Source organism: Paraburkholderia phenazinium (assembly GCF_900100735.1).
Taxonomy (GTDB): domain Bacteria; phylum Pseudomonadota; class Gammaproteobacteria; order Burkholderiales; family Burkholderiaceae; genus Paraburkholderia; species Paraburkholderia phenazinia.
The window spans coordinates 699,716-718,070 of the sequence record NZ_FNCJ01000003.1 but is presented as its reverse complement, the minus strand read 5'-3'; the positions used below and the strand labels follow the sequence as shown (position 1 = coordinate 718,070).

General features: G+C 57.0%; 16 protein-coding genes and 1 pseudogene. 10 read left to right on the top strand and 7 right to left on the bottom strand.

From position 1 onward, the window contains the following. From BLQ92_RS10295 to BLQ92_RS10285, 4 genes are all read left to right on the top strand, one after another. The coding region (locus BLQ92_RS10295) for a DUF2345 domain-containing protein (RefSeq protein ID WP_143016558.1) at positions 1 to 744 on the top strand (744 nt) is incomplete at its 5' end. A 21-nt stretch (positions 745 to 765) separates the two neighbouring features. Then, positions 766 to 3,597 (top strand): glycoside hydrolase family 19 protein, encoded by a 2,832-nt coding sequence (locus BLQ92_RS10290; protein ID WP_090683973.1) that lies wholly within the window; start codon positions 766 to 768, stop codon positions 3,595 to 3,597. Then, positions 3,594 to 4,133 (top strand): hypothetical protein, encoded by a 540-nt coding sequence (locus BLQ92_RS39305; protein WP_143016557.1) that lies wholly within the window; start codon positions 3,594 to 3,596, stop codon positions 4,131 to 4,133. Before BLQ92_RS10290 ends, BLQ92_RS39305 begins: the two co-directional genes overlap by 4 nt. Before the next feature lie 13 nt (positions 4,134 to 4,146). Further along, on the top strand, positions 4,147 to 4,398 hold the full coding sequence (locus BLQ92_RS10285; RefSeq protein ID WP_090683971.1) for a PAAR domain-containing protein: 252 nt from the start codon (positions 4,147 to 4,149) through the stop codon (positions 4,396 to 4,398). 610 nt (positions 4,399 to 5,008) lie between these two features. On the opposite strand, the gene BLQ92_RS10280 is transcribed toward BLQ92_RS10285, so the two are convergent. Continuing rightward, a complete protein-coding gene (locus tag BLQ92_RS10280; RefSeq protein ID WP_090683969.1) occupies positions 5,009 to 7,024 on the bottom strand; it encodes an acyltransferase family protein in 2,016 nt (671 codons plus the stop codon). A 149-nt stretch (positions 7,025 to 7,173) separates the two neighbouring features. Here BLQ92_RS10280 and BLQ92_RS10275 point away from each other — a divergent pair, with 149 nt between their 5' ends. After that, entirely contained in the window at positions 7,174 to 7,557 is a 384-nt protein-coding gene (locus tag BLQ92_RS10275) for a helix-turn-helix domain-containing protein (RefSeq protein ID WP_090683967.1), read from the top strand. 190 nt (positions 7,558 to 7,747) lie between these two features. On the opposite strand, the gene BLQ92_RS10270 is transcribed toward BLQ92_RS10275, so the two are convergent. From BLQ92_RS10270 to BLQ92_RS10260, 3 genes are all read right to left on the bottom strand, one after another. Then, complete coding sequence (locus BLQ92_RS10270) at positions 7,748 to 8,110, bottom strand: hypothetical protein (protein WP_090683965.1); 363 nt, start codon at positions 8,108 to 8,110, stop codon at positions 7,748 to 7,750. A 91-nt stretch (positions 8,111 to 8,201) separates the two neighbouring features. Beyond that, positions 8,202 to 8,687 carry a hypothetical protein gene (locus BLQ92_RS10265; protein ID WP_143016556.1) on the bottom strand — a complete coding sequence of 162 codons (486 nt, stop codon included), beginning with the start codon at positions 8,685 to 8,687 and terminating at the stop codon, positions 8,202 to 8,204. Positions 8,688 to 8,860: 173 nt separating this feature from the next. Continuing rightward, complete coding sequence (locus BLQ92_RS10260; protein WP_090683962.1) at positions 8,861 to 9,169, bottom strand: hypothetical protein; 309 nt, start codon at positions 9,167 to 9,169, stop codon at positions 8,861 to 8,863. A 1,147-nt stretch (positions 9,170 to 10,316) separates the two neighbouring features. Between BLQ92_RS10260 and BLQ92_RS10255 the strand changes: the two genes are divergently transcribed. The 3 genes from BLQ92_RS10255 to BLQ92_RS10245 all read left to right on the top strand — a co-directional run bounded on the left by BLQ92_RS10255 (position 10,317) and on the right by BLQ92_RS10245 (position 13,455). After that, on the top strand, positions 10,317 to 10,508 hold the full coding sequence (locus BLQ92_RS10255; RefSeq protein WP_025527577.1) for a hypothetical protein: 192 nt from the start codon (positions 10,317 to 10,319) through the stop codon (positions 10,506 to 10,508). Between the two features lie 125 nt (positions 10,509 to 10,633). Beyond that, positions 10,634 to 11,449, top strand: coding sequence for a DUF2971 domain-containing protein (locus BLQ92_RS10250; protein ID WP_025527578.1), 816 nt, complete (start codon positions 10,634 to 10,636; stop codon positions 11,447 to 11,449). 356 nt (positions 11,450 to 11,805) lie between these two features. Next, on the top strand, positions 11,806 to 13,455 hold the full coding sequence (locus BLQ92_RS10245) for a hypothetical protein (RefSeq protein ID WP_143016555.1): 1,650 nt from the start codon (positions 11,806 to 11,808) through the stop codon (positions 13,453 to 13,455). Between the two features lie 81 nt (positions 13,456 to 13,536). On the opposite strand, the pseudogene BLQ92_RS41380 reads toward BLQ92_RS10245, so the two are convergent. Further along, positions 13,537 to 13,731, bottom strand: a pseudogene (locus BLQ92_RS41380) (hypothetical protein); the annotation flags it as partial. Between the two features lie 181 nt (positions 13,732 to 13,912). Here BLQ92_RS41380 and BLQ92_RS39300 point away from each other — a divergent pair. Continuing rightward, complete coding sequence (locus BLQ92_RS39300) at positions 13,913 to 14,737, top strand: Nmad3 family putative nucleotide modification protein (protein ID WP_028645985.1); 825 nt, start codon at positions 13,913 to 13,915, stop codon at positions 14,735 to 14,737. After that, a complete protein-coding gene (locus tag BLQ92_RS41375; RefSeq protein WP_090683958.1) occupies positions 14,734 to 15,357 on the top strand; it encodes an Nmad2 family putative nucleotide modification protein in 624 nt (207 codons plus the stop codon). The genes BLQ92_RS39300 and BLQ92_RS41375 overlap by 4 nt, the downstream gene beginning before the upstream one ends. 44 nt (positions 15,358 to 15,401) lie before the next feature. On the opposite strand, the gene BLQ92_RS10235 is transcribed toward BLQ92_RS41375, so the two are convergent. Further along, positions 15,402 to 17,141: a UvrD-helicase domain-containing protein gene (locus BLQ92_RS10235; protein ID WP_090683957.1), complete on the bottom strand. Its 1,740-nt coding sequence runs from the start codon at positions 17,139 to 17,141 to the stop codon at positions 15,402 to 15,404. A 229-nt stretch (positions 17,142 to 17,370) separates the two neighbouring features. Next, the gene (locus tag BLQ92_RS10230) at positions 17,371 to 18,342 is read right to left on the bottom strand and encodes a hypothetical protein (protein ID WP_244896632.1); all 972 of its coding nucleotides are present in this window, start codon (positions 18,340 to 18,342) and stop codon (positions 17,371 to 17,373) included. Positions 18,343 to 18,355 lie beyond the last annotated feature (13 nt).

Below are 18,355 nucleotides of genomic sequence, written 5' to 3'. Positions count from 1 at the left end.
TCGACGCAACCGGTCGCCACGCAGCCGATGAACGTGACAGCGGCGACCGGGCAACTGGCGGGTGCTGAGGCCGTCCTCGAAACTGTCTCGAAGGCGAGCGAGACGAACCGTGGCGAGAGTCTGCAGGATGGGCATGATGCGCTCAAGACGTTCACCGATGCGACCCAGCACAGCGTGGCGGGCTCGGTCGGCAAGGGTGGCCGCACCGCGGGTGGTGGGACGGGCAATGCGAACGGTTTTTCGAAGCCGGTCTTGGTGTTGTCCAGTCCTGAAGGCATTGCGGCGAGCACGCAGCAGTCCATTCACCTGACGGCTGACCAGCACGTCAACACGGTCGCGAGGAAAAACGTCATTCTTGCGGCGGGCAAATCGTTGCTGGCAAGCGTGATGGACGGCATCAGCCTGTTCGCGCAGAACCTGGGCATCAAGCTCATTGCGAGCAAGGGAAAGATCGACATCCAGGCGCTCAGCGATGCGATGAACCTGCTTTCGCAGCTCGATCTCAAGGTCGAGAGTGCGACGGGACGGCTGGTTCTGACGGCGAAAACGGAAGTGTGGCTTGGCGCGGGCGGCTCGTACATCAGCATCAAGGGCGCAGGAATCGAGAACGTCACGACCGGACACATTCTGGAGCGCTGTGCATCGTGGGACAAACCGAGCGGGGCAAGTGCGACCATCAGCGATCCGTTGCAGGCCACGCCAGTGGCGGACAAGGGGGGCCGGGGCATGCGGTTTTCTGGGTAATTACATCGAACAAAATAAATCATGGCAGATTCTCACAATCATCCGGCACCGGCTGCAGCACCTGTTCCCCCCGCTTACACTCCACTGAAGTGGGCATTTCCGTTCTCTCCTGCAAGCAAGGACGATGCGGGCGATCCGATGGCGTACATGAAAGCACTCGGAAATGCCACGGGTGGCTTTTATCCTCTTGGTTCGAACGGCCTGTGGCACGGAGGCATTCATTTCGATTCGCAGACCGGGACTGCACTGAAGCAGGATGGTGGAATCTGTGCGATTGCCGATGGCGAAGTCGTGGCGTACCGGCTCGATTCGAAATATCCCGAACTCAAATATCAAGGCGACCGCTCTGTCCTCTATTCAACCGGCTTCGTTCTGATCCGTCACAAGCTGCAATTGCCACCCGTGCCACCGGCACAGCAGCCAGCCACGCCCAACGTAGCGTCCGCGCAACCTTCCGAGCAGACTGCTGCTGACACGCTCGTCTTTTTCAGCGTGTACATGCACACGATGGACCTGGAAGGCTACAACGCGGCAAAGCAATCCGCCGACAAAAACAAGCCGCAGATTGACGAGCCGTTGTATTGGGAAGGCTCTCGCTACTACCGGGTGGGGGATAAGTCGAAGGACAAACAGGACTTGCCGAAGCTGTCGCAGGAACTAGACAACCCGTTTCAGACAGCCAATGCGATCAGTCCGTTTCAATCGGATGACGGCAGCAGCGCCACGCCGCAACCCCTCACTGGCATCCATATCCGTGATCTGCCTGACGGGAAAATAATCGGTCTGCTGCCAACCGGATCGGAATTGACCCTGACTCCCGATCCAGTTAAGAAGGGATGGGGAAAAATCAGTAGCATCAAAAGCGGCGAGCCGGTAAGTGCAACCGTCGGTCATAGTGTGTCGCCTCACGCACCTTACTGTTATGTGTTTATCAACGAACTTGATGCCGTGTCCGATCCTCAGCCGCTCAACACAGTCGTGGTGCTCAAGACACCTTACGCTGTCACTGCGGGCACAGTGATCGGCCATATGGGTCAGTATCAGGAATACACCGATTCGAGCGCGTTACCACCAGGCCGCACGCATCCGATGCTGCACCTCGAAACGTTTGCTGGACCTGATCTATCCGACTTCATTGCCCGCAGCCGCGAGCGCGCAAAGCAATTGCCGCCAGCCAATGCGTTTCTTGAAATCTCGGTAGGCGCACAGCTTGTCATGACCGTGCCTGACCCAGACCAGACGCTGACACAGATTGGCTTAAAACTGGTGCCGGTTGGGGATGCGCAGGGATCGCGCTGGATCAAAGTTCAACCCAAGGCAGCGCATCCCGCGCCGCTTCATAACGTTGGCCCCGCGCTATGGGTCGATGCAAGTCAGGCGAACAAGGTTACAGATGGCGTAGTGAAGGGTTGGACGGATTTTCCGCTCAAAGTTTCAAACGCGTCAGCACCAGGCGCGGATTTCCGGGATGTGTTCCGCCGTATCGATCTTGAGAAGCTGGGCGCAGAGAATATTGCCAAGGACGACAAGGGACAGCATTGGTGGAACGTCACCATCGGCACCAAGGACGGCGCAACACGCCAGGGGTGGGTCTGTGAAAAGGGGCATGCGCAAACGCGCATGTGTGGCCCGTGGGACTGGCCTGGTTTTGATCTAATCGACCACAGCGGCATCAAACCGGTAGATATGCTGAAGCGGTATCTGCACGTGACAGATCAACTGATCGAAGGCGAAGCAAAGACCGAGTTCGAACCAAGCGCATCGGTCGTGAATGAGGGCGCACTCGTCGCAGCGCTGGAAAGGGCTATCGACACGAATAAAGACGGTACGATCACTGCGCAGGAACTGAAGATTGCGCAACAGACGCCTTGGTTTGCTGAGGCCATCTCACATCTAATCGTGCGTGACGAAAGCGAATGGGGTGGTGGCTTGGGCAAATGGCAAGCTTTGTCGCCGCTGATGGGGACATTGCAATCGCTCTGGAGTTCGGAGCTCGAGCGCATCGGCAAACTACAGTGGTGGGAACAGGCAAATGGGATTGAGGGCTTTCCGAAAGACCACGCGCCGTGGTATTTCCATCCGATTGGGCTCGTCAGCAACTTTAATGTGAACGCTGGACTGACGTGTTTGCATTGTGGCAGCGACCTCACTATCACGGCGACGATACTCAAAGCGATCTTTCCGAATATCACAACCGATAATGCAGGTCGATTTTCTACGGCGGTCACAACCGCTTTCATTAAATACGGAATCAACACGTGTAACCGCGCCTCGCATTTCTTGGGTCAGTGTGAAGTCGAATGCGGTGGATTCACCGCGTTCCGTGAGAATCTAAATTACACGGATGGAGACCATTTGTGGGCAACGTATCCTTCAGCCCTGAAAGCAGGGCTGCATAAGTCTCATCCTGAATGGACATCAGCGCAGATAGAAGACTATTCAAAGACTCATCTAACGCACAATGACAGCGGCCTCGGAGAAGTACTGTTTGGGGATAGTGAGTACCCAGGGCGAGATTATCGCGGGCGTGGCCTGTTGCATATGACATGGCTCGACACATATAAAGAGTACAAACAAGCTAGTGGAAACGATGTGGTCACTGATCCGGCTCAAGTCCAAAATGATCCATCTATCGCCGCAGACTCATCGGCTTGGTTTTGGAATACGCGGTCTATAAACGAAAAAGCTGATCAGAATAATGTGAAAGGCGTAACCAAAATCATCAATCCAGCATTAAAGGATTTTGCACGACGAAAGGCTGCAGCCAAAAAAGCTTTCGTGCAATTGAACAAAGGTCAGCAACCTTGCAGCAACGATTGGGCTTCGACCTCAATAACGGAGAATGGGTGGTGAGAAAAATTATCTTTACGTTAGCACTGTTGTTCGCAGTTTATCTGCCAACCTCATCTTACGCCGCAGGGGAGTCGCCAGATCAGATATCCGCTGACCCGATTCGGCGTGGCTGCTTCATATCGTTTTCGAAAGAACTTCATCCTGTAGCTGATGATCCGCTAAGCACACCGCCATTTGACATTTTGGCAAACTGGCGATGCAATGACGGCGAACAGTTTCCTATCGACAAATACGAAATTAATGGATCAAGTCCGGAGGTGACTACGGTTTTTTATTGGAAAAATAGAAGTATCATCGTACTCGTCAAGTGGCCAACAAATTCGCAAGCTGCTGACTATGAAGGGGACTACTATAAGGTCTTCATTTATCGATATAGCCGCGTGTCTGATAAGTCGATGCTTACACGAGACGACTCCTCAATGAGGAATTTTCCGCCGGGATGGAATGGTTCGGATAGAAACGGCAAGCCGCTATCCTATCCGTTCAAGGATGCAGCCTCGATCCGGAAAAAGCTTCGAACGATTCAATTTAATTGAAGGGGCAGAAGTCGTGATCAACTTGATTCGCGTCGGTGACGACACTGACCACGGCGGCAAGGTGTTGACCGGCTCAACGACAATGCGTTTCGAAGGCCGCTATGTCGCGCGCAAGGGTGATCGGGTGTCGTGTCCTCGACACCTTGACGTATCGCCCAACGTGATCGAGGAAGGAGACACATCGATGACCGATGGTGGCGTCCCGATTGCCCGTCACGGGCACCGGGCTACCTGCGGCTGCCACCTGATTTCGAGCTTGGTCTGACCGGTTCCAAGGGGCGGATATAATTCGAAGCAGCAGTCAACTAGGCCGCGACGAACACATCCTGCCTTCACACCTGACAGCTTCCGTGAAACCCCGATCGGCAAAAAAGAGAACGCCACGACGCAGCCCGCGTGCCGTATTGACGAAAGACAAACTGGGCCGGATCGGCGCGAGAGACTTCCCTGCGTAATCACCTTGCGCTTGCTGCGTGTCGCAGCAACGCAGGAAGCACGGAGATTCTCGGTGAACTGTTCATCGTGGCAAGCATGAGCTGGTTTCTGCGAGAAGCGGGCTTCGGCGATGAACCCGACTCCTTCTATCACGATGTGCAGGGGGCGCTGGAACGTTGTGTTGCGCCCACATTGGGCAGCGACGCCTGGAATATTGAATCTGCCGACGAGGCTATCTTGCTGGGCTGCTGTGTTTCTACGACCGGCAGTTCGCAACCGCACCCGTTTACATTATGGACAGCGCGCGAAAGCGGATACGGCAGCTCGCGAAGGGACGGTGGCTGTTCCCATGGCCCGGCAGGGGGTAGCACGATGTCGGTCTCCGGACGGATAGTCATCGGAAGTCCGGGAGCACATCGGGATTTGCTGCGAACGAGCGTTTAAGGTCCGCGGCGTAGGAGCGCCAGAAATTGTCCGGCGACAAGTCCATTCGCGTAGTCGGACATATGATCGCCATAGCTATAAAGATATTTTCCGTTCATCGTCATCGGACATACGTTCCGCTGCGAGTCACACAGCACAGACGTAGGATCGTAGAGAGTCAGATCGGGATGGTGCGCCTTTATTTGGTCAACGATGCTCCGGTAAGCGGAGGTGCCGTCGAGATAACTGCGATAGCTGATTGCGCAACGTTGCGTAGCGTTGATGTCTGATACGCCGAGTAGGTGACGCACAAACGGCCATGCGAGCGGTCGTCGATCCATGCACTGCCGGGGATCGCGTAGTTCGGGATTGTCCAGCACGAGCACGACGCGCTTGCCTGCGTGCAGCAGAACGGCAACCGCATTATCCAGCCCGTCGCCCGCGGCGGAGATCGTCGCCTGTGATGAACCGTCATATGCGAACTGCGGACCGACAATATCCCGGCTGGCCGCAACCAGCACGATAGCCGTCAACGCCGGATTGCCGAGCAGCATGCGCAACGCGGCCTTATTCGCCTCGGGGCACTCCTCCCCGTCGTCCGCCGCATTCGCTTTGATTTCATGGACGCCAGCCATCGGCGGACAGCTTGCGCGCGCAACCAGCGTCCAGCTCATGCCGGGCGTTGACTTTCGAACTAGTCCCCAGTACAGCGCATCGGCCTTGCTGTCGCCCCACACCGCGAAATGGGACGTTGCTCGTTTGTCGGTTGCACAGAACTGAAACAGGTGCCGGTCGGCAGATGGTACGCCGCACGTGAGATCAACGAATTCGTGACCCGCGCCCAGCGTCGCCGTGGTGACATCCGCATCCGGGCTGTACCCTTTCCTGAATCCCAGTCCGTGACGCTGGTACGTCATGCCACCGAGATACGCGACGCCGAGCATCAGTATGCATGGCGTGATGAGTTTCCATCTGGCCGGAGCCCCGAGACGGATTGGTCGCTCGATTAGCACGGTCGTCAACCACGCCAGCACGATGCTCACGGCGATAATGCCAATCCGCACCCCCACCGGCAGTTCGCCGCCCGCAAGGACGAAACATAGCGATAGCAGCGGCCAGTGCCACAGGTACAGCGCGTAGCTGATCTTGCCGAACCACACCGCGACCGGATTGCCGAGCAGCAGCCGGTTTGCCACACCTTTCGGACCTGCTGCAATCAACGCCACCGCGCCTAGCACCGGCGGTACCGCAAACCATCCCGGAAAGGGCAACCGGGAATTCAGCACGATAAACGAGATCGCGCACAGCAACAGACCGATCGAGGATGCACTATGGGCGTTGTCGTTTTGCACCACGCGTCTACCGGAAGCCGTGATTGCAAGGCCGGCGCCTGCGGCCAGTTCCCACATGCGGCTTGTCGGCCAGTAAAAAGCGGCGCTCGGGTGATACCGGACCAGCCAGATGGCCGATACGAACGACAACAATCCGGTCACTGCGCAGACCAGCGCGACCCGACGCAGCCGAACGGCGACGTACATCAGGACCGGCCACACGATATAGAACTGCTCCTCGACGCCGAGCGACCAGAGATGAAGCAGAGGCTTGGCGGATGCAGTCTGGTCAAAGTATCCGGCCTCCGTCCAGAACGCCCAGTTCGAGACGAATCCCGCGCCCGCGAGCACGTGTTTTCCAAGTTCGCGGTATTCGTCGCCGGTCAGGCAGAACCAGCCCATCGTCCACGTCGCGAGCAGCACGGTCACGAGTGCGGGAAATATCCGCCGGATGCGGCGAGCATAGAACTGGGCCAGCGAAAACTGTTCCGCCCGCATGTCGGCAAGCAGGATGCCCGTGATCAGATAGCCGGAGATAACGAAAAACACGTCGACACCGGCAAAGCCGCCCGGCAATGCGGCAGGAAACGCGTGAAAGATAACGACTGCAAGGACAGCAAGCGCGCGGAGTCCGTCGATATCGGCGCGGTAAGCGTGCGAACGGGCGACCGCAGCGGCCGCTTCGGGAAGGGTTTTAGTCATGGTTTCGCATGGAGCTAGTCAGGAAAGCCGACTCACATCACGCCATAATATTCGTCAGGACGAATATTATTCCACACTGCGCCCTTCAATCGTCCTTGCTGAAACCAGACACTTCCTCGTCAACAGAGGGAGCACAAGGTTTGAGCGATATGAAGCAGCTCGCGCGGTCGATTGGTTCGGCTATTGCCGCTCGCCGCAAGGCACTCGGAATGACCCAGGAAAAGCTTTCTGAGCTAATCGAAATAGAACAGCCGTCGCTCTCTCGGATAGAGCGCGGCACGCTTGTTCCCAACATTGAACGTCTTGCTGGTATCGCGGAAATACTGCAATGTCGCCTTGCGGATTTATTGAGCACTGCGGGAACTTCACCGCTTGATCGGGCAATCAGAATTCACGAAAAACTTTCGCCCTTGTCGCCCGCGCAGCAGGAAGCCATAGAACGGCTTGTGGATGACGCCATCGCGCTACTAGATGTGCCAGCAGCCCGTCGTCAATCCCGTAGCGGCTCAAGGCCCAGTACGAAAGGAACCTGAGCGTCTGCGGCAACTGCCCTGAGTGTTGTCGGTGATGCTTCGCCTGCGCCGACCAGCGAGCGCGGCGACGCCCCCTGAAATCAACGCCCCAGATTCTGCTAGACCCGTTTCCGGGTATCTGCCGGTGGGTTGTTGCGCGACCGTCAACCGGCGTGAAGCATGCGGTTGACGGCGCGCAAATCTGGATGGATCAGGCGACCCAGCCCATCAGGGTGCTGCAACCGACCACCGTGCCGATCAGCAGCCCGACAGTCTGCGGCCCGACGCTCCAGAAAATCTTTGCCCCGAGCATTCCCTGCAGGCCACCGCTGGTGATGATGATGTCCGGTTTCGCTGCACGGCGAATCACATTGCCGATTCGCACGCCGACTACGCCCAGCAGTGCGCCAGCAATCCAGACGAAGACGAACTTGAGCGCCAGGTGCTGGGTGTGCTGTGGCATATTGGCTGCCGTTGCCATGAATGAGATCAGGATGGCGATGATCGTCCAGAGCACCGCGCCGAGGCGGCTTTTTCTGACAGGGCTACTAGCTTGGTTGTTGCTGGTTTCCATGTTTAATCCTTGTTGATAGACAGTGAAGTACAGATGTCGATACGCGCCGGGCGAACGCCGTTGCGCCCGGAGAGGGAGACGGTTGAGGTAACTACGGCGGCTTCGAGGAGCGTTTCTCGCGGATCGACACTGCGCCGTCGAGCACCACGGAGAACGTTTCTCGCGCCGTGATGTAGGTTCCATACCGGGCGCGTTTGCCGGTAGCAGGGTTCGCGTAATCGAGGCGCGCGTTGCACGTCGCCATGGGTGCATCGCGCTCCGCCGGGTCGAGGATCAGCAGCGCATGGGGCCGGAATCTGCAACCCTGCGTGCGGCCCTCGCTGCCCACGACCAGCACGGCGTGCGAAAGGGACTGCCCGATCGGTCGCCAGCTCGCGATCACTAGGTGCCCACGCGACAGTTCCTGTTCGCTGAAGTCGACCACATTGCGGTGAGCAGCTTCGATAACGACGGGTTGCAGGCCCCAGTCACAATCCCGTATGACTCCAGCGACTTCCGTGAGGGTCGCACCCGTGAAGTACAGCGGCGCAGCCCGGCTCCAGAGATCGGCTTCCTTGCCCCGGCGTCGCCACGACACGGCAGCCGGGTCGGCGATGCGTCCGAGTATCGCGAAAGCGCTGGCTATTGAGTGGAGCGCACACGCCGCACTCCAGGCCCCCTGAAAAGAGTGAACAGCGAATTTCGATCCTGCCCGTAGCGTCTGTCCGGGCGTGAGACGGGGATGGAGTCTTTGCACGACGAACCCCCGCATCAGTATTCACCCGGCAGGAGCACGGTGCTGACACTTCTGTCACGCTCCGTGATGATCCAGACACGTTCCCGCGAGACGCCAATCTCGTAGCAGGACAGAATGCGTAAGCCGGTAACAATCGCTTCGAGATTGAGTCGCACATCCGCTGTACAGAGACTTCCGAAATCGCCGTTCTGATGACGCCACAACAAAGTCGTGACATTGGTACCGGTCCGATCCAAGACATCGATTGCGCCGGGTGTGGCCACGACCTGCCCGAGCGAAAATAGTGGATGTGGCAGACTATTGGGTGCAGCACTGGATTTCATGGTTTAGGTATCCTTAATATTTGAGGCGAGTGTCTTCAGCGGATGACTATCCGGTTGCGGGCGCTGGAGTGGAAAGACTGCAAACGCGAGGCTGCTGCGGATGCGTTTCAGGAAAACGGGGTGCTACAAGAGAGGTCGTCAGCGCAGTTCAAGACGCGAACCGAGGGAGAACAAGAATTAGCGCAGGCAACAGCAAGGTAGAGGCGATAAAAACGTGTTTTTTCCAGAAATTCGACAAAAACAGTAATCGAACTGCAATTCGTTGGTGAAAATGTAACACAAATCACGAACAATTGATAAACGAGCCAGATCAACCGGCCGCAAATCGGTAATTTTTGCCACTTCAACGGAGCCGTGGCATTCCCGACGCTTCCGGGACCGCAGAAATGCTCTTGTGGCCCGCTTTCCCTGCCGCCAGCGGCTTGGAATCCCTTGGTCAGGGGTTTGAGAAGGGTAAGACCATGCGGGGCGCTATGGCCCGGATTTTTGGAGTTGGCGGAATTGCAAGAAATGCTGCGCCGCCGCAATCGCCACCCCGTCACGTTCTGCCGTGAAAGATTGGACCGTTTTGCTTATTTTTTAAGCAAAATTTGCGTGTCTAGGTGTTTTCAAATGGTTGGCAGTCCGAAACCTGCTCCGTTGCCTTGATCGTCGTCGATCCAATGCGGCCGGTGGTACTTCACAGGTTGTGTCTCGCCGCTGTCGCGAACACCGGCGCAATCATGGTAGTTAATAGCTACCCCCGGTAGCCACTCAGGTGTCCGGCGCGGAGATGCATTGTGGTGTAACGCCCGGTTCCCGAAGGTCACACATAGGTTGCGTGGCGAACCGGTGGCCGATGATGACGCGGTGGCGGCACGTGCCTACAGCGGCGAACCAGATGTCCCCGATACCAGACGCGCTTGCACACGACGCCCGGATGCGCCTCCGCGGTTGTTGGGAAAAATGCCGTTGCCGACGCAACCAGCAAGATCAACGAAACGAGTTTCTGCACGGTACCCCCTGCTCAATGCGAGTCATTTTACCGGGGGCTTCTCCAGTATATTCAGTCCTCGGCGATCTACCGGCAATGTGATAATGGAGGTAGCATCCGGGCAACGATTGCGTAAGCCCAGCCCCCCGTAACCAGACTGGATTCAGGGCCACCTTGGACTATCAAGTTTCCTACGAGCACAGCCTCGCGAGCGCACCGAACGACTTCATCGTTCAGGTGCCGTCGCAGTTGGTCGCCGATGTTCCTGTGACCGTGCCACGTGCCTTGCTACCCGAATTCCTCGCCGATCTTATTCAGCAGCGTTCGCCGACGATTGGACGAATCCGCAACTTGCGCATCCTCTAAAGCACCCCCAACACTTGGCGACATTTTCAACGAACGAGACGCGGCTATCCGGAGACGTTCAGCGCTACATGGTTGAACGTCCGTAGGTCATCGCAAATGCCCCATCATGCGGCACGGGAGTATCCATGTCACTCACGATCGACGTTCCGGACAGCCAAGACCTGTTCCACTATCAGGCATGGACTGATCCAAAGTGCAAAGAACGTCTTGAAGCTACGTTGCGCGATCAGACCATCTATCTTTCAATACCTGGTCAGTTCAACGATCCGTGGGACTGCAAGCCGTTCTTTGACCTCAAGTGCCTCGAAGACCCAAAGATTCGCGACGAACACATCGAATACTTCATGCGACTTGGAAACGACACCGATCCTAACCGCGCCCAATTTATGCGTGACAATCCCTTGTTCCTCCAGAAAATGGTAGTTGACTGCGCTAGTGAAATGGCTGAACAGATTGACCGTGAGTACCGGGTGTACTGCCTGACACCATCTGACGCCAACCTTTTGATGTGGTCGCACTATGGTGAATCACACAAAGGGATATGCCTGCAGTTTGACGCGCGCGCACCGTCCATTGCTCGGGCGCTTTACAAAGTTAAATACGAAGCGGAATTGCCGCGCGCGCCCCTGACGGCAGATGACGATGCCACTGCGGAAACGGCGCTTCTGACAAAGTCATCGGCGTGGTCATACGAGGAGGAGCGGCGGTTGATAGCCAATAGAGAAGGATATGGCACGCGCGGACTGGTAGTCACGAAGGGCGGTCACTTAGATATTTCCGATGGAGCCTTGACGGCAATCGTTGTCGGTTGCTCGTGCCCCGGGGGGCAGGAGATCGTAGACATGGTAAAGCACCATCGACCTAACATAACGGTCCGGAAAGCGGCGCGACTGCCTCATCGCTATGGGTTGAGCTTTACGCCGATTTACCTTGGAGCGTAGTGGCTCCGGTATCTACCCACGATTCACTGAGCACTGCGCGGGTTGAATTCCAGCGCATTGCTAAAGAATGTCGCGATTAAGTCCGTTATATCGGTCGGGCCTGCCTTTCCAGTTATCTGCGTCGGTTGCGCATCTTTGCAGAGTTCAATGCCAGATTGGCAAACAGAACAGTGTGGAAGCTGCCAGCCATTTCGCGATTTCTATATGCAAGGCGAATATGGGCAACATGGCTTGAAATCTCGCCGTCTTCGGGTACGGCGCGTGTCTTCAGGCCTGACAGTGGATCGGAAGTGTTGTCGCACGGCGGCAGATCGCGGCGATCCCATCTAGGTTAGAAATCTCTAAAAGAGCACGGAATGGCGAACTCAAAACGATTGATAACTTGGTTTTCGGACTTCGCACGAGAGAACAAAATATGGGCGCTTTCGATCGCAGTGCCATTGCTCGGCGCAATTCCACTGTACATATATTCAATGAGCATTGGTCAACTGCCGGATTTTTCGCTAGGCGACCTGACGGGAGTGCTCATCGCATCTTTCCTTACAGAGATGATCGTTGGAACCGTAATGGTCGTCTATCTGCTTTTCGCCGGGTTTGCAGCCCGGAAAGCAGTGAACGGCTTCTATCCCGATCCGCACATCGCAGTGTCGGACAGTAGCAATGCTCCGTCACCCGTCGCGCTGGATACCCATCACTACCTGATCAGGGGTAACTTTATTGTCGGCGTGACGATCTTCAGCGTGCTGTCATGGTTTGGCCTAGCGACGAAATCTTTCGATAGCTGGTTGGCCCCGCAGCATCCGGGCATCGCGCGGTGGGCCTATGCGCTCTCGCTCTCCTCGGTCGCTCTGCTGGTGCTGGTCGACTGGCGACGCGGATGGCGCCTTCTGAAATACACGCTGTTTGCGTCTCTCGCGGGTTCGGTTGCGTTTCTCACCGTATTGGCGATCGCTTACTTGGACGGCTACGCGGTCCAGTCACCTACTGTTCAGATGCAGCCTTCCTCCACGTCTGATTCGTTCCGCGACGTGAGCGTCTGGGTAAGCGATACATCCGCGCGCCTGCTGGGAGACTGGCTCATCGTCACGGCACTGACAGTCGCAATTGCTGCCGCGTCCGGCGCGCCCATTCTGGCTCGTATTACTCGCGCGCGCCGAAGCGCCAACAGATCGGGAGGCACGCCGCGCCCGTTTTTCAAGAACGACTCGTGCAAGCTAGTGGCCGCGAAGATCGCTGCCTCGTTTGTCTTCTGCTTTTGCTCATTCATGATATTTCTGTTCTTTGGCATTGTTGTCGATGCCAGTCCGCTTCACACGCAGACTGTGACCGCATTTGTTGGCGGGAGTTACCTGATCATGCTCAACTGTGGTGCGTTTGCCGCACGGGATTGGGGGCAACGCGCCTGGCTCTGCGTCGCAACGTTCGCCATCGTTTTCGTTATTGTCCCGCTTCAGAGCGACAATGCGACACTTCTTCCGAAGATCGTCGTCAAGTCGCTCGGCTTCGGAAACGTGCATGCAACGGATATTGCATTTTCGGGTCTGGAATGTTCGACGCTAGCTTCATATGGCGTCTACTGTGATGCGAAGAAGGACACCAGCATCGGCATCACGAATGTCAACATTCTGAATCGACTCGGATCAACGGTTCTGGTCGAATTGCAGGTGCGAAAAACTGCAGAGCCCTCGAAACTGCCGAAAACGGCGCAGTTCAGTCAACAGGCGTCTGGCGTCACCACGGTGGTGGAGCCACAAGTGAAATACAGAACGCTGGCGCTGCCAGCCGACGCGCTAGCGGAAAAACATATCGCGAGTTGGTATCGGTGTAATTCGATGCTGCTGGAACAACTGCGTGCCGATGATCCCGCCAAGGCCGACGCATTAGCGTGCGTCACACTGAGCGTGCCGAAAGAGCAGGTGCTCGGCAATTCCATCAGCGGCCCTGCAACCTATTCCGGAGACTTCTCGAAATACGTTAGCGTGTCGAGCGCGCGGGAAGCGAAGTGAGGCTTGTGAGCGCAGGTAGGAATCTAGTAATCCCTTGATGTTTTCCCGCCCGACAGGGTTCGCGCTGTGCACAATGAAGTGAAAGTCGTGCGCGGTGAATTTGCGACCCGAATCTAGGTCTGTCTCGACGAGCCATTTGACGACGCGCATACTCGTATCATCGCCGCCTAGACCATGGTCGCATGAAATCAGCCCGGGACTGCCGAAGAAGCGATACGCCCGATCGCTTCTTCGGGCGAGCGCGCAACCAACCAGCGTCGAATGGCTCGCGCACATCGTCTATAAATAGCCGGTGAGTCAACGGTCCTTTCCCACGGTTTTGTCTAATCTAGCTGCAGCATTGGCCGCTCCTCACGGAGCAGTGCCTCGACCTGTGTATTTTGCTCACTCGCGCCGAATTCGCTCAGGTTCTTTCGCTTCTTGTCGAAAAACAGGTGGTTGACCGGGGGAGTATTTCTTGAAAATTATCTTCAGTCGTAAGGGTTTTGACGGCACCGCTGGAGGGTGTCCAAGCCCTATTGTTGACGGACAACCATTGTCGCTACCGATTCCGTCGAAAATGCCGACGCCAACGCGGTTCGGCGACCTCGATGGAGCGTATGGCGCACTGGTTACTGACCTGACTGGTGGGCGGTTGTCTTCTGCAAGCTGGTGTCATCTCGACCCTGACATAGTGCAAGACACCCTTCCGCGTCGCCCCGGATGGCGCGGCGCGCTTGGCCAGGTAGCTGCCGCGCAAGGGCACCTCGCGAAGCAGGTGGTTGGTGTCGGCGATCTGTTCATCTTTTGGGGGTTGTTCCGGCCCGTTGAGCATCGCCAGCGATGGACCTTTGTCGGCGAACGCGAGCACCGCGTTTGGGGATGGTTGCAGGTTGGGGAGGTTATTGATCTCGGCCCCGATGGATCGCACGCGTTAAATGATAGGCCGTGGCTCGTGGATCACCCGCATGTCCGTGCCGGATGGAATGCACAGAACGTCCTCTACGTCGCCGCCGATCAACTTGTGATCGGAAGCAAAGAACTCCCGCTTGCGGGATGCGGCACCCTCAATAAGGGATACAGGTTGTCACACGGTAGCGCGACGCCATCGGTTTGGCGTTCTCCGGATTGGCTAAATCCGTTGCAAGGCGGATGCGGGATGACGTACCACAGCCCGGAACGATGGTCGGCGGATGGGATAGTCCGATGCGCCGCGCGCGGGCAGGAATTTGTCGCCAATCCGGAGCCCAGCCCTGAAGTTCATGCTTGGCTCACAGCATTATTAACGGAGAACATTCAATGAGCCGCGTCTGGCGATATGTGCTTAGAACCGACAACGGCATGGCACCGTGTAGTGAAGACGGTATGCTGACTTTGACTTGCTGTAAGCCGATTATTCGGAGATACGCAAAGGTCGGCGAGTGGGTCGTCGCTTTCGAGCCAACGGCGCTCGGAGGCAAGGTCGCGTACGCTGGTCAGGTTTCAGCGGTGCTCCCCTTGGGTGACTACGAGAAAAGATATCGAGGCAGACGGGACGCGGTATACAGGGCAGAAGTTCTCGCCGACGGGCAGACCGCCTTTATCTCGCTCCTGCCGGAATACCACAGCGAGGAAGATAGCCGTGCTCGCGATTGCAACGGGGTGAACGGGCTGGTTTTCGACCCGTTCTGGTACTGGGGACGGAATGCTGTTGAAGCGCCAGGAGAAATAGCCGACCTGGCCTATCACTATGTCGGACAATCGACGAAGAATTCGTCTCCAACCAAGATCGCGCTCCTTGATGAGTGGCTTCGCTCGACGGGCCGACCCGGCGTACACGGTACACCACGTGACCCACTACCCATGGAAGCACTTGAACGTCCTGTCGAGAATCGTGGTTGTGAGTCAAAGCGGACCAAGGCGCGCTCACTAGTCCGTTGCTAGTGAGCGCGCCTTGGCTCGTAGTCGGTCGCGGCACGATCTCCGCGTTAAGACAGCGTTTCCAGCACCGATTCCGTCAGGAAGCGTGACGGCTCAGCATGTTGCTTTCTTGACGGCGCATGAGCAAACGGTGCCTGCAGCAGATGCAAAGTTTTCCGCGGACGTGTCACGGCCACGTAGAAGAGCCTTCGTTCTTCATCGGTTTCGTTTCGATCGACCTCGCGGTAGAAAGGAATCGAACCCTCAGTGACGTTGAGAACGATCACGTGGTCCCATTCGCGGCCCTTCGCGCCGTGTATGGTTGACGTCACAACAGGCTCCTGCTCACGCAGTTCGCTGATGTGGGCACGCAGCGCCGCAACCGTCCGGAACCGTCGACTGGTTGCCTGCCACCGGCCAAGTTCGCTCGCCAGATTCTTCGGCATGTCGCCTGCTGCTCTCGCCAGACGCAGATAGATGCGCGTTGCCATGACGTAGCGGCCTTCAAACGAAGGGATACGAGCCGCTTTCGCCAGCATGCGCAAACAGTCGGCGACAACGACAGGACGTACGGGCTGACCAATGACTTCTTGCAGACGACGCGTGCGCCAGATTTTCTTCGGTTTGCGACCGGCTTTTGCGGTGAAGACGCACATCTGGACCAGCGACAGCATGTCGAGAACCCGGTCCACATGCATAGGTAGACGCGGACTGTACATTGAATCGGTCTCGACATTGGCGGCAAGCAACGCCTGCTCTGCGGCGCGGACCGGCGCTTTCGTTCGGGTCAGTATTGCGATACTCTCGCCGGGGCGGTTGGCTTTCAGTTGCTCAACCAGATTAACGACCTTATCTTCCTGCGCGATCACGGAATCGCATGCAACCAGTGACGGCGTGACACCGTGACGGACGCCAACAATCTGACTGCCACCGCCTTCCATTATCGCGTTGGCAAGCGCTGCGTTTTCATGCGTTAACCGGAATGAACGGGTAAGCCGCATTGTCACGGCGTCACGCATCACATCGCCCATGTCGCGCGCTTTGCCGCCGATGAAACCGAACACGGCCTGATTCGGATCGCCGAACACCATCAAGTTTTGTATCTGGGCCGCGAGCCCCATCAGCAATTGGGCCTGCGCCGCGTCCATGTCTTGCGATTCGTCCACGAACAAATGCGTATAACGAAGCGGGGCGGTTTGAACTAAAGACTGCGCGCGACGCAGCATACCGGGATAGTCAACAGCGCCCGTTTTCTCGACAAGCTTGTCGTACGCGCCACGAATTGTGCGCAACTCGGCAAGCACGTCCGCGTAGGGCGAAAACTTGCCGTCCTGAACGAGACGCGCGGCAACTTCGTCGCTACCGTTGCACTGTCGAATGAATGCCGCGAGCCCTTTAGTTTCGACAAGAGAACGCAGCGTGATGCCTGCTTTCTGGCGAACCGAACTACAAGCATTCGGACATGATTTCAGCGCGCTCGACAGCAATTGCACGCTGCGGGTTGGCGTAAGCAATACCGGATGGCGACTTTTCGTACTGGCAGCGTTGCGCACGAGGCTCAGCGCGTACGCATGGAATGTCTGCACGCGTACGCCATCAGGCAGGCGCTGCTTTAACTCGTCAACGGCAGCGTTCGAAAAGCACAGCACGAGGATGAATTCCGGCGGCACGCCAAGATCAACGAGACGACGAACGCGCGCGCATAGGGTGTAAGTCTTACCGCTACCGGGGCAGGCCCGCACAATTGCGCGCGCGTTCGTCGTTGTGATGATCGCGGTCTGCTCGGCGGTGAACGTGACTTTTTTCATGATTATTCGCCCGCGACATGTGACAGCGTGACATGCATCAAGGGGCGGTTACTGGGCGTGAGGTTGTGAATATTCCGCTTGAAAATGTGCTGCGGAGCAGGTCCGAAGATGCATAAAACGCTATACATATCGCTAAAAATGGGTTTTGTGATGAGGTGTGAATGAAGGATAGTAAGAGAATATTCGGGCTATATATCATTGCGCTCCCGAATCTCTTCCTGTCACGTTGTCACAGCGTCACATGCTTCAGAAACAAGGTGTTGTCGAGAGGCGTTACTGCATTAGCGATGAACGCGTTTTCGCGCCAGCAGTTTTGCAGCACGAAGGCGTTGCCGTGCCGGTAGTTGTCAAGGAACAGGTTTGCGCGCTTGCCCAGTGCACTGCCGGTTACTTCAGGATTTTTGGGGTTGAGCCAGCGTCCGAGTTCGACGTTGGATGGCAAGCGGAAGAGGCGAAGATTTTCGACCCAGAACGTGTAATGGTCAAAGTTGATGCAATCTTCGAGGCTTGCAAGCCCTTGTTCGGCGAGCGTGCCGAAACCTTGGAACCGATATTCAACATGGCAGCACGAGGAGTTGCTATCGCGCGCGGGCCAGAGCTTGCTCTTGCGATCGGCATACAGAACGATATTGCGCGCGTTCTTCATGCCGTCGTGATCGGCGCGGCGCGCGAAGTAGGCGGTGCCCTCTTCGAACTCGACGGCCTGGCGCATATATGTCACGCGCAGATGCTTGAGCAAGAAGCGTTCAAGCATTTGCGCGGTAGGGCGATCCGCGACCGGCCAGTCGAGCGCGGGCTCGATATAGCTCAGGCGCGCGCGATGACGGCTTCTGAGCGCATGCAGCAGTTCAATCAGGGCTTGACGGCCCGGTTGCAGAAGCCTGACTTGCGTCTGCCACGTGGGTTGGAACCGTAACGACTGGCAGGTGAGGACCTGTATTTCTTTGCAGTGGGGCGCAATGCGGGCAACCGGTACGTCGGGAGCTGGATGGTCAATCCAGAGCGTCAGGCGATCGAAGGCCATGACGCTGCGCATGATGGCGTCTAACGCGCTGCGCACCTCGACGGGTAGTTTGGCGTGCGATTTTTCTTCAAGTGTTTTCATCGAATTCGGGTCCGAAAGGCGATGCGTCGAAGACGTCAAGGACGCATCGCCGCCGGAGCACTGGCCGTATTGGTTAGGAAGGAAGGGGGCGGCCATACGACCGCCTTTG